The following is an 11,352-nucleotide window of genomic DNA, read 5'->3' as shown; positions in this document are numbered from 1 at the left end:
GAAATTGTTTAGTTTTCTTCATCTCTTTGATGAAGTTCCCTACACATTTGGTTTGTCTTCTTTGTTCAGTTTTCAAAGGTCAATGTCTTTCGTTGTCGTTTTGACAACTTCTATATATTATCATCGTCTACACTTCATGTCAACAAAAAGATGAAAGTTTTTTTAAAAAACTTTCATCTTTTTTCTGTAAGCACTAGAAACCTTGATTTAATCGTGGTTTATGTGATCTAGCAGGGGCATAAAATCATGTTCTTCTAGCTTTTGAATCATAATTAGGCCGTCTCCTAATGGGATTAAGCTTGTTTTTAAGGCTGGGTGTGCTTGAACAGTATCTAAAAATAGGTTCAAGCGTCGATGAATTTTACGGTTTCTTCTTGGAATGGTTGAAATGTCATCTAAAATGGTGCCACCTTGAAAAATGTCATCCACTAATAGGATGCCACCTGTTTTTAAAACTTTCATACAGTATGGAAAGAACTCGTAATACTTGGCTTTGGCACTGTCCATAAAAATGAAATCGTATTGGCGGTCTAATTGAGGCAGAATATCTGCAGCGTCACCTTCTAGCTGGGTAATGACGTCCGAGAGTCCTAGCTTTTCAAAATTGGCTTTGGCACGAGTATACATGAGTTCGTAACGGTCGATGGTTGTTAGGCTACCGCCCTTTGGTAGGTGCTGTGCCATTAAACTGGCAGAAAATCCAATAGCTGTGCCAATTTCTAAGATGTCTTTGGGTTGGTAGGGTCCTAGAATAAAATCGATAAAAACAGCTGTTTCGTGAGGGATGATGGGGATACCTAATTGGTTGGCTTCTTTTTCTAGTTGTCCCAAACCACCTGGGAAGGGTTTTTGGGCTTGTCGCATGTAGTCAACCAGCTCTGGTTTCACAACTGGTCGGTGCATCATTTCGTTTAACATGGCTTCCTCCTATACTTTAGGGCAAATGAAGCCCCTACCAAGGAAAGTATATCGGTAGGGGAAATTGTTTTATTCTTCTGTAGGTGTTTCTTGAGCAATCTCTTCTGGTTTTAGTTTGCGGACATGGATTCGTCTGATACGGCCATTTTCCATTAGGGATGGGCTTAGGACGTACCCGTCTAGTCGGACTTCAACTTTTTCGTCGTCATCAGGGAAATAGCCTAGCTCTTCCAAAATAACGCCCGCCATAGTATCGACTTCTTCAGAGGAAATAGTGGTTTTAAAAATGGTATTGAACTTTTCTAACGTCATACCTGCATCAATAATGAAGTTTCGTGGATCAATCTCGCGGTAACTCAATTCTTCTATGTCGTATTCATCTTCAATCTCACCGACGATTTCTTCTATTAAATCCTCTAAGGTAACGATTCCTTCGACTCCACCATATTCGTCTTTTAGGATGGCCATGTGTTGACGGGTTTTTCTGAACTCAATCAAGAGGTCGTCCACGAAAATGGTTGATGGAACAAAGAGCGGCGAGTGGGCCAAATCAAATAGGTTTAGGTTCTCGAACCCAACTTGTCTAGCGGCTTTTAGAATGTCTTTTGAATGCACTACACCGATGACGTTATCCTTGTCTTCTTCATAAATAGGTAGTCGCGAAAATGTACTTCCTAAAATAATCTCGATGTTTTCTTGCAAATCGTCTTCAATATCAAGCATGAGGGTATCGGTTCTTGGCACCATTACTTCACGTGCCAGTTTGGAATCTAGGGATAGAATCCCTTGCATCATGGTGAATTCTTCAATATCAATAGCGCCATCATTGCGGCTACTTGCTAATAAAGCTTTCATCTCACTACGAGTTAGTTTTTCTTCTTGCTTGGTAAATTCAATCGGCGTAATCTTCTTCAAGATACCCGTTGAGAAAGTAAGAATCCAGATAAATGGTTTAAATATTTTTTGGATAACTAGTATGATACCGGCTGTGTTAAGGGCAATAGGTTCAGCGACTTGTAGGGCTACTTGTTTTGGATATAGTTCACCAAAGACTAAAGTAACGTAAGATAGAATCATTGTAACAATAACAACGGCAAGTGTGGTCGCACCGGGAAAATTCTGGAGCAAAGGCTCAATACGTGACGCAAAGCTAGTTGCGGCTGACGCACTTGAGAAGAAGCCGGCTAGGGTAATGGCTACTTGGATGGTTGCCAGAAAGTCATCTGAGTTGGATAACAATTTCATCACTCGTTTTGCTTTCTTATCTCCTTCTTTGGCTTTTTGGCTCATTTTTCCTTGGTTGATGGATACGAAGGCAATTTCTGCGGCTGCAAAAAATGCGTTCAGTGCTGTTAATAATACAATGATAAGAATCTGGGCTCCCAGGCTTCCACTATCGGGATCGGCTGTCATAATGTTAATCTCCTTTAAATTTCTGCTTAATTTTATGGTACAAGGTCATTCTGTCAAATGGATGTACAGTATTATGATAATAATTTTTGAATGAAAATGCAATAGCTAGAGCTCTTGAAAGAGTAAGTAACCGGTTACTCTAACAAATTTCTTATCATTAGATGAAAAATCAATGAGTTTGGCGCTCGCTTTTGCAATACTTTTACTGGAAAACATGGTATGATGGGACTAGGCATAATACTATATTCAACAGGAGGTTTTCTACTTTATGTTATTAAAATCTTTAGTGATTCCCAAAAAGAGTTTAACCATCGTCAAAGAATCATCTACCTTGCAAGAGGCGATTGAGATTCTGGAAACGTCTGGTTTTCGCTGTGTCCCTGTTTTAGACGAAACAGAAACCATCTTCAGGGGCAATATTTATAAGATGCACATCTACCGTCATAAGGCTAACGGTGGCGATATGTCGTTACCGGTAACCCATTTGATAAAAAATTCTACTAAGTTTATTAGTATTGATAGTTCATTTTTCAATGTTTTCTTTACAATTAAAGAGCTGCCTTATATTGCGGTTTTGGATAAGCAAGAAAAGTTTTATGGGATTTTGACCCACTCTAGCTTGCTCAATATGTTGGAGCAGTCTTGGAGTGTTGACACTGGCGCTTATGTCTTGACGGTTTTAAGCGGTGGTGAAAAGGGTTCTCTGGTTAACTTGACCAAGATTATCAGCAAATTCTCCCCGATTGCTAGCTTGATGACGCTGGACGTTCGTGACGAGGAGAGTGTGAAACGGATTTTGGTTACTCTACCGGCCAACGTGACCCGTGACCTCATGGAGCAAATCGTAGTGGCGCTCAATAAGAAGGACTTTTCTGTCGTTGGTATTGAGGACTTGAAAAAATTGAATTAGGTCATGACACTTGGCTTGGATAAGAGGTCTGTATCAATAACAACTATCTCTGAATAAAAAAGTCTTTGAGATATATTTCCGAAATCGAAACTTTGTCCCCATGTATAGTTCCCCTTGTCATAGTAGGAAGGAGATGCCGTATGTTCAAGGATAAGATTTTTATTACAAGTTGCCTCATTTCTGGCATAATTTTTCTTTTATCGACACTAATTTTTGACAATCTTGCTATCGGAATTGCCTTTGCCGTAGTTTTTTTCCCAGCCAGTCGTAATTTAGCTAAAAGGTTTTATCGAAGTAGTTAATATAGTAGCTCATGTTTTCTCACTCTGATCCTTGAGTTTAAAAAAATCACCAGCTACTAAATCACAAAAGAGTTTCCGAGAAATGAATTAGAAATAATAACGGTGGCACCGCCGTGAGCCAAGGTCTCACAACTTAGCTGCCTACGTGGCTGTAATCGGCTAAAGCCGAACATCCACTGTGCGTCAGCTATGCTGATACACCGTTATTTCTAATTCATTTCTCGGAAACTTTTTGTTTTGTTAGTTATGTGCTTTTCTCAGTATCTTCCTTTTTTGTTAAAAGAGCTTGGCTATGGGAATATTCTTGTTAACTATTATCGGCAGATTCAACTCTAAAGTTAATTTTCTGACTAGTAATAAATGCCTATATTTCTCTAGCTTTTACCTTGATAATACCTTAACCTAGTAGTAAAGAAGCCAATATGTACATAGTTAAAGGAGATACCTATGATAGAAGATAAGATTTACGTTACTAGTCTATCCATTTCTAGTTTAATTATACTTTTAGCAACTATTATGTTTGATGAGATTGCCATTGGACTTGCTCTAGCTATATTTTGCTACCCTCTTAGTCGTTATTTGGCGAAGAAGATTCATCGAAAGAATACAGACTAAGGAGTCTATTTTGTAATTTTTTCTACAGTTTTGGAACTACACAATAGCTCTAAATTTACTAAACCCAATTAGTTGGGACCACTCCTTTTGTAGCACAAAGCTTTTTCTCTTGCTAGTCCCTAAAAGAATCGGCTAAATAATAAGTCCAATTTGCCAACCTAACAAAAGAGACTTCAGCTTTTTGTCAGAATTAACGGTGTATCAGCATTGCTGACGCACAGTGGATGTTTCGGCTTCAGCCGAATTACAGCCACGTAGACAGCAAAGTCGTGAGACCTTGGCTCACGGCGGTGCCACCGTTATTATTTCTGACAAAAAGCTGAAGTCTCTTTTGTGTTTTAGAAATAAACATTATTCATGATGAAGATTTCACTCAACCTCTTTTATTTAGGTCTCGTTCCCTCATCTTCCATTTTTTCTAAGGCAACTTTTGGTACCTCAGATTCCTTAACAACTTCTTGTCCTAAGACGATGGTCTTGCTGGCGTTGACTTTCAGGTAGGTGCCGGGTGCATAATAGTCTTCGACCTCTCCTTGAACGATAAAACTTAACTCTCTTGCCGCTCCTTCTTGGTTGTAGCCAATGAGCTTATACGCCTTGCCCTTGTCTTGCTTGACACCTTTATCATCGACTAACCAAGACTCCTCGTTGACCTCGTCCACCGGCACTTGCGTATAAAAACTATCCGCCACCACATAGCGGTCGTTATAGTATCCTTTGGCTAGAAAAGCCCCATAGATTAAGATGGCAGCAGCCAAGACAATTCCAACTATTTTTTTCATAAATGGTTCCTCCTAAAATTCTAATTCCTTTTTGTTGAAGCTAAAAATAGATAATCCTATCGGCACAATGATATAGGCTATCAGCACTAACATCAGTCCGCTTGACCATTTCCCGGACTCTAAAAATATGGTTCGGGCCTGGTACAGGAGTGTTGAGCTGAAGTACTGGGTCAGGTTGCCAAAGGTGTTGACGAAAAAGCTCTGGCTCAAAATGATGCTGAGGAGAATCATGATGGTTTTTGACGACAGTAGGACGTAGGCTATGATGCCACTGATGGCGTTTTGGGTGTAAAAGACGAGAATGCTGGCTAGTGCGATATAGGTGATGGTTCTAAAAAGTTCGACTAGTAGTATGGTTACCAGCGAGGTTACTTGTTCTTGCTTTAAGCTCAGACCGAGTGGAATGGGAACAATCAAGAAAATGACGCCAATGCCCAGAATGGTCATCACTAGAAGAACAATGCTCTCGATTAGTTTTGAGAGGACAACCTTATGGCGTGGAATGCCGAATCCAATGGCTACCTGCATGGACTTGCTTTTGAAATCGTCAGAGTAAACCGATAGAAAAACGCTAAGCCCCACAACTAATGGGTAAAAGCTGAGATAGGTTTCTGTGCTCTCTACATACTCTCCCACCGTAAAGGAAGGGCTGCTTAAAATAAAAATCATTAGTAAGAACAAGCCAACATAGATACCTAGCGTGATAAAAAATGAACGTTTTCGACAAATGCGTTTGATGTCTGCCAAAATATAATTAGTCATTTTTGGCACCTCCTACCAATTCGAAATAGTAATCTTCTAGTGATTTGTAAGCAGAGGCTTCCTGCAAAATCTGAATGCCCTTTTGCTCCAAGGCGGTGCGAGCTTTTTCTAGGTCCTCTACATAGATTTCAACCGTAGATTTTTTAACTTTTAGGTCTTCGTGGTCAATCTCCTTGAGCACGCGGCCTTGGTCAACGATACCAAACTTGGTCGCTGTATGTTCCAGCTCACTCAGAATATGTGAAGACACGATAATGGTCATGCCTTCTTCCTTGTTAAGGCGGACAATCAGGTTACGGATATCCGCAATTCCTTGTGGGTCCAAGCCATTTACCGGTTCGTCTAGAATCAATATTTCCGGATTACCTAACAGAGCGTTGGCAATTCCCAAGCGTTGCTTCATCCCCATGGAAAATGATCCGTATTTTGCTTTGACCTTGTGCAAGTCAACTAGCTTGAGGACCCGCTCCACTTCGTTTTTGTCCTTGATGCCTTTTAACTGGCGGTAATAATCTAGGTTTTCCTGAGCGCTTAGGTAGTCAAAAAAGGTCTTGCCGATAAAGAAGCCTATTTTTTTGCGGTTTTCTTGCAGCTCCTTTATTGATTTGCTGGCATCTATGGCTAGCTCTCCCTTTTCAAAGATGGTTAATCCTAGAATAATTTTAAAGATAGTCGTTTTCCCGGCACCATTTTTACCAACTAAGCCGTAGATTTCTCCTTTGTTGACGTGCAGATTGACGTCTTTTAGAACTTGGACTTTGCCATAGTTTTTATCGATATGCGATAAGGTAATCATGTCTTTCCCCTTCCTTGAAGCCCCATAATAGTGGGTTTCTTTCAATAATAATCCTTTTATTTTGGCACTTACTGGTCCAAATAATTTGCATCTCGATTGTGTATATTACTCTTTTGAACTGGCGGAATCTATAAGTTTTCAGCAACTTAGGAAAATGTTTACCTTTTTGCAATAGTTTCCTAAGAAATGGAGCTTATTTATATGGTTTTCCGGGGATAAGAAGGTGTCTTATCCCCAGAAACTATCTAGATTTGACTGTTTTTCTCATAATCTACTATATATAGGCTCTTTTGACTCTTTTCATTCCAAATCTAGTTGAATTATGAGAAAATACACCTCATCTAGACTGTTAACGAGGAATAAAACTCTTTTATTCCTCGTTAGATACCTGTTTTAGTGCTCTCTTCTCATAATTCTTCATTATATAGGCTCTTTTTGACTTTTTTCATTCCAAATCTGTTGAATTATGAGAAAACACACCTCATCTAGACTGTTAACGAGGAATAAACCTCTTTTATTCCTCGTTAGATACCTGTTTTAGTGCTCTTTTCTCATAATTCTTCATTATATAGGCTAGTTTTAACTCTTTTTACTCCAAATTCAGTTGAATTATGAGAAAACACACCTCATCTAGACTGTTAACGAGGAATAAACCTCTTTTATTCCTCGTTAGATACCTGTTTTAGTGCTCTTTTCTCATAATTCTTCATTCTATAGGCTAGTTTTAACTCTTTTTACTCCAAATTCAGTTGAATTATGAGAAAACACACCTCATCTAGACTGTTAACGAGGAATAAACCTCTTTTATTCCTCGTTAAACACCTGTTTTAGTGCTCTTTTCTCATAATTCCTCATTATATAGGCTCTTTTTAACTCTTTTCACTCCAAATTTAGTTGAATTATGAGAAAACACACCTCATCTAGACTGTTAACGAGGAATAAACCTCTTTTATTCCTCGTTAGATACCTGTTTTAGTGCTCTTTTCTCATAATTCTTCATTCCATAGGCTCTTTTTAACTCTTTTTACTCCAAATTCAGTTGAATTATGAGAAAATACACTTCATCTAGCCTGTTAACGAGGAATAAACCTCTTTTATTCCTCGTTAAACACCTGTTTTAGTGCTCATTTCTCATAATTCTTCATTCTATAGGCTCGTTTTAACTCTTTTTACTCCAAATTCAGTTGAATTATGAGAAAATACACTTCATCTAGCCTGTTAACGAGGAATAAACCTCTTTTATTCCTCGTTAGATACCTGTTTTAGTAGTCTTTTCTCATAATTCCTCATTGTATAAGCTCTTTTTGATCTTTTTAACTCCAAATCAGTTGAATTAGAAAATTCTCTCTAACAATTCCCTTTAGCAGCAAACAAAAATTAGTCTCCAGATAAACCGGTTAGAAATAATAACAGTTCATATACATAAGTGACGCATATAGGAATGGGCAAAACGTCCAAATGATAACCAAATAAAAGAGTTCCCCAGAAATCTATCCTTATAGAACGGTGCAAAACACAGCTGACGCACAGTGGGTGTTTCGGCTTCAGCCGATTACAACCACGTAGACAGCTAAGCCGTGAGACCAAGGCTCACGGCAGTGCCACCGTTCCCATTTCTGATAGATTTCTGGGGAACTCTTTTATGATTTAGAATGGTTTTTATTTTATGGTAGACATTTTGCCCAATCGCTTTTACTATTAATTCAACTCCACCAGTTCCCCGGTCTTAGTATAGACAATTCGTTCGCAGATATTGGTGATGTAGTCGCCAATCCGTTCTAGGTTGGAGGCTGCTGAGATATAGCCTGAACCGTTGTAGACTACTTTAGGGTCAGCTTTCATTTCGGCGATAGAGAATTGGGTGATTTCTAACATGTAGTCGTCTACTCGTGAGTCCAGTTTAGCGATGGCTTTTGCTTCTTGGACGTCGCCATTTACGTAGGCGGTTAGTACTCGACTAGCCATTTCCACGACAATTTTGGACATGTCGGAGATTTGGATTTCTACTTCTGGGATGCGTTTGTTGCCTTTGACACGGATAGTGGTGCGGGCGATGGAGCGTGCGTGGTCACCCATTCGTTCCAAGTCTGAGCAAGCCTTCATCACGGATACAATCATTCGTAGGTCGGTCACGACTGGTTGTTGCAGGGCGATAAGTCGGGCACATTCACTTTCCAGCTCGATCTCTTTTTTATTGATCTGTTCATCTTCGGCAATAACGATTTCAGCGGCTTCTACGTCGTGGTCTACGAAGGATTTAACGGCTTTGATCAAGGCTTCGGTAACCAGAACGCCCATCCGTGTGAAATGAGCATGTAATTCTTGCAATTCTTCGTCAAACTGTTTTCTCATGGTCTTCTTCCTTTCGTCTGTGTGGTCTAGCCAAAACGACCAGAAATATAGTCTTCTGTGCGTTTGTCTTGTGGATTGGTAAATATTTGGTCGGTATTGCCAAATTCGCAGACTTCCCCAACTAGGAAAAAGGCTGTCTTGTCAGATACACGAGCGGCCTGCTGCATATTGTGGGTTACCATAACAATAGTGTACCGGTCCTTCAAGGTTTGTGCAAGTTCTTCAATTTTAGACGTGGAAATGGGGTCAAGAGCTGATGTTGGCTCGTCCATTAAGAGGACTTCTGGTTCCACCGCCAAGGCACGAGCAATACATAGACGTTGTTGCTGGCCACCGGAAACTTGTAAGGCATTCTTTTTCAAGCTATCCTTTACTTCGTCCCAGATGGCCGCGCCACGTAGGCTTTTCTCCACAATCTCGTCCAAAGTAGCCTTATCCTTGATACCATGGGTTCTTGGTCCATAAGCAATATTGTCGTAGATAGACATTGGAAATGGGTTTGGTTGTTGGAAGACCATTCCCACACGTTTTCTTAGTAGGTTAACGTCATAATTTTTGTCGTAGAAATTTTGCCCATCTAAGAGAAGTGTTCCTTCGATACGACAGTTTGGCACGAGGTCATTCATGCGGTTTAGGGATTTGAGTAGGGTTGATTTGCCGCAGCCGGAAGGTCCGATAAAGGCGGTAATCTCCTTTTCTTGAATTTCCATGTTGACGTTTTTTAGGGCTTGAAAGTCTCCGTAAAAGAGGTTCATGTTTTGGATGCTCATTTTACTCATTATTTGTTGGCTCCTTTTGTAAGTTTGTTGGACAGGAAGGTGGAGGTAAAGTTGATGATTAAGACGATAATAATCAAGATAACCCCTGTCGCATAAGATTCTTTGACGTGCATCCCTTCACTGGATAGGACGTACATGTGCAAAGCTAGCGAGCGTCCGGATGACATCAAACTGGTCGGCATGTTGGTCGAAGTTCCTAAAGTGTACATCAAAGCTGCTGTTTCACCAACAATACGACCAATCGCCAAAATGACGCCGGATAAGATTCCCGGCATAGCTACCGGCAAAACAATTCTAAAAATGGTTCGTAACTTGCCTGCACCAAGACCAAAGCTAGCTTGGCGAAGAGAGTCGTTGACAGAAATCAGTCCCTCTTCTGTGGCACGAATGATGACTGGCAAGACCATGATAACGGAAGTAAAAATCCCTGCTAATAAAGAATACTGGAAGCCAAGGAAAATAACAAAGAATAGCATCCCAAATAAACCAAAGACAATAGAAGGAATCCCTGCCAAAGTATCAGCGGCAATCCGAATGATTTCGACGGTTTTGGAGCCACGTTTAGCATATTCCACTAGGTAGAAACCAGTGAAAATACCGATCGGCGTTGCAATCAAAAGGGAAACACCGACTAAAATTAAGGTGGTGACGATAGCTGGCATTAAGGAAACGTTGGTACTATTGTATTCCCACTCAAACAAGGATGGGGTCAGGCTCGGCACACCATTCCAAAGGATAAAACCAATGATAAAGAGCAAGGAGCCAAATGCTAAGGCTGAAAAAGTATAGATGAAAAATCGTGTAATGTATTTACTCATTATCTGTCCCTCCGTTTGATGTAGGCAAAGATACCATTGATGATTAGGATGAATATAAAGAGCACAACTGCTGTCGCAATTAAGGCGTCTCTATGTTCACCAGCAGCATAGGCCATTTCCAAAACGATATTGGTGGTCATGGTCCGAACCCCTTTGGTCAAGCCACGTGGGATTAATGGTTGGTTACCGGCAACAAGGATGACGGCCATGGTTTCACCGATTGCTCGACCGATTCCCAATATAATAGAAGAAATGACACCTGATTTGGCAGCTGGCAGGACAACTCTCATAACGGTACGCTCGTGAGTGGCGCCTAGAGCAACACTCCCGTTATAGTATACGCTGGGCACCGCTCTAATGGATGACTCAGACAAGGTAATAACGGTCGGCAGAATCATAATTCCTAGTAGGATAGAAGCGGTTAGGATGCTCATCCCATTTCCACCGAAGATACGCATGGCGGGTACTAGGAGTTGCAAGCCAAAAAATCCGTAGACGATGGACGGGATAGCTGCCATCAGGCTAACGGCCGGTTTCAAGAAACGGTAGAGCCAGTCCGGGCAGAAATGTGTTAGGAAAACAGCTGTGAAAATACCAGTTGGAACACCTACGATGATGGCGCCCAAGGTGATGGCAAATGAGCCTAATATCATTGGCAGGATGCCATAGCTGGCTGGTACGTTGGATGGCGACCAGTCTGTGCCTAGTAAAAAATTACTGATGCCGTATTTGAAGATAAACGGGACACCATTGATAAACATAAAGATACAGATGACGATAATGGCAATAACCGACATGAGAGCGCTGATGAGAAAGACGCCTTCCATCGATTTTTCAAGGACTTTTTGTTTGTTCATACGTTTTGCTCCTTTGATAAACTTTTGACCGGTGCGGCTGGGTTTATG

Annotated in this window: 11 protein-coding genes; 2 read left to right on the top strand and 9 right to left on the bottom strand. The window is 40.6% G+C overall.

The annotated features are described in order from the left end of the window. Nucleotides 1–207: 207 nt before the first annotated feature. Together NPA36_RS09345 and NPA36_RS09340 are read right to left on the bottom strand one after the other, a co-directional pair. Nucleotides 208–918, bottom strand: coding sequence for an O-methyltransferase (locus NPA36_RS09345; RefSeq protein ID WP_256945857.1), 711 nt, complete (start codon nucleotides 916–918; stop codon nucleotides 208–210). A gap of 69 nt (nucleotides 919–987) precedes the next feature. Further along, nucleotides 988–2,331 carry a hemolysin family protein gene (locus NPA36_RS09340; protein ID WP_256945856.1) on the bottom strand — a complete coding sequence of 448 codons (1,344 nt, stop codon included), beginning with the start codon at nucleotides 2,329–2,331 and terminating at the stop codon, nucleotides 988–990. A gap of 268 nt (nucleotides 2,332–2,599) precedes the next feature. On the opposite strand from NPA36_RS09340, the gene cbpA reads away from it, so the two are divergent. Next, nucleotides 2,600–3,241 carry a cyclic di-AMP binding protein CbpA gene (cbpA, locus tag NPA36_RS09335; RefSeq protein WP_256945855.1) on the top strand — a complete coding sequence of 214 codons (642 nt, stop codon included), beginning with the start codon at nucleotides 2,600–2,602 and terminating at the stop codon, nucleotides 3,239–3,241. Between the two features lie 749 nt (nucleotides 3,242–3,990). Then, nucleotides 3,991–4,158 (top strand): hypothetical protein, encoded by a 168-nt coding sequence (locus NPA36_RS09330; RefSeq protein ID WP_256945854.1) that lies wholly within the window; start codon nucleotides 3,991–3,993, stop codon nucleotides 4,156–4,158. A gap of 383 nt (nucleotides 4,159–4,541) precedes the next feature. On the opposite strand, the gene NPA36_RS09325 is transcribed toward NPA36_RS09330, so the two are convergent. From NPA36_RS09325 to pstC, 7 genes are all read right to left on the bottom strand, one after another. Further along, nucleotides 4,542–4,940, bottom strand: a complete 399-nt coding sequence (locus NPA36_RS09325) for a YxeA family protein (protein WP_256945853.1) — start codon at nucleotides 4,938–4,940, stop codon at nucleotides 4,542–4,544. Nucleotides 4,941–4,952: 12 nt separating this feature from the next. Further along, entirely contained in the window at nucleotides 4,953–5,702 is a 750-nt protein-coding gene (locus NPA36_RS09320; RefSeq protein WP_256945852.1) for an ABC transporter permease subunit, read from the bottom strand. Then, on the bottom strand, nucleotides 5,695–6,498 hold the full coding sequence (locus NPA36_RS09315; protein WP_256945851.1) for an ATP-binding cassette domain-containing protein: 804 nt from the start codon (nucleotides 6,496–6,498) through the stop codon (nucleotides 5,695–5,697). Before NPA36_RS09315 ends, NPA36_RS09320 begins: the two co-directional genes overlap by 8 nt. A gap of 1,698 nt (nucleotides 6,499–8,196) precedes the next feature. Next, the gene (gene phoU / locus NPA36_RS09310; protein ID WP_256945850.1) at nucleotides 8,197–8,850 is read right to left on the bottom strand and encodes a phosphate signaling complex protein PhoU; all 654 of its coding nucleotides are present in this window, start codon (nucleotides 8,848–8,850) and stop codon (nucleotides 8,197–8,199) included. A gap of 26 nt (nucleotides 8,851–8,876) precedes the next feature. After that, a complete protein-coding gene (pstB, locus tag NPA36_RS09305) occupies nucleotides 8,877–9,629 on the bottom strand; it encodes a phosphate ABC transporter ATP-binding protein PstB (RefSeq protein WP_256945849.1) in 753 nt (250 codons plus the stop codon). Further along, nucleotides 9,629–10,447, bottom strand: coding sequence for a phosphate ABC transporter permease PstA (pstA, locus tag NPA36_RS09300; RefSeq protein WP_256945848.1), 819 nt, complete (start codon nucleotides 10,445–10,447; stop codon nucleotides 9,629–9,631). The genes pstB and pstA overlap by 1 nt, the downstream gene beginning before the upstream one ends. Further along, nucleotides 10,447–11,304: a phosphate ABC transporter permease subunit PstC gene (gene pstC / locus NPA36_RS09295; protein ID WP_256945847.1), complete on the bottom strand. Its 858-nt coding sequence runs from the start codon at nucleotides 11,302–11,304 to the stop codon at nucleotides 10,447–10,449. The genes pstA and pstC overlap by 1 nt, the downstream gene beginning before the upstream one ends. Between the last annotated feature and the right edge of the window lie 48 nt (nucleotides 11,305–11,352).

Origin of the sequence: Granulicatella seriolae, from assembly GCF_024543085.1 — a bacterium.
Taxonomy (GTDB): domain Bacteria; phylum Bacillota; class Bacilli; order Lactobacillales; family Aerococcaceae; genus Granulicatella; species Granulicatella seriolae.
Note: the sequence above shows the minus strand (reverse complement) of the source record. Positions and strands in the feature narration are given on the sequence as shown.

Bases quoted from the DNA above. Each gene is read 5' to 3' on its own strand.
- NPA36_RS09345 (WP_256945857.1), bottom strand. From the start codon at position 918: ATGTTAAACGAAATGATGCACCGACCAGTTGTGAAACCAGAGCTGGTT.
- NPA36_RS09340 (WP_256945856.1), bottom strand. From the start codon at position 2,331: ATGACAGCCGATCCCGATAGTGGAAGCCTGGGAGCCCAGATTCTTATC.
- cbpA (WP_256945855.1), top strand. From the start codon at position 2,600: ATGTTATTAAAATCTTTAGTGATTCCCAAAAAGAGTTTAACCATCGTC.
- NPA36_RS09330 (WP_256945854.1), top strand. From the start codon at position 3,991: ATGATAGAAGATAAGATTTACGTTACTAGTCTATCCATTTCTAGTTTA.
- NPA36_RS09325 (WP_256945853.1), bottom strand. From the start codon at position 4,940: ATGAAAAAAATAGTTGGAATTGTCTTGGCTGCTGCCATCTTAATCTAT.
- NPA36_RS09320 (WP_256945852.1), bottom strand. From the start codon at position 5,702: ATGACTAATTATATTTTGGCAGACATCAAACGCATTTGTCGAAAACGT.
- NPA36_RS09315 (WP_256945851.1), bottom strand. From the start codon at position 6,498: ATGATTACCTTATCGCATATCGATAAAAACTATGGCAAAGTCCAAGTT.
- phoU (WP_256945850.1), bottom strand. From the start codon at position 8,850: ATGAGAAAACAGTTTGACGAAGAATTGCAAGAATTACATGCTCATTTC.
- pstB (WP_256945849.1), bottom strand. From the start codon at position 9,629: ATGAGTAAAATGAGCATCCAAAACATGAACCTCTTTTACGGAGACTTT.
- pstA (WP_256945848.1), bottom strand. From the start codon at position 10,447: ATGAGTAAATACATTACACGATTTTTCATCTATACTTTTTCAGCCTTA.
- pstC (WP_256945847.1), bottom strand. From the start codon at position 11,304: ATGAACAAACAAAAAGTCCTTGAAAAATCGATGGAAGGCGTCTTTCTC.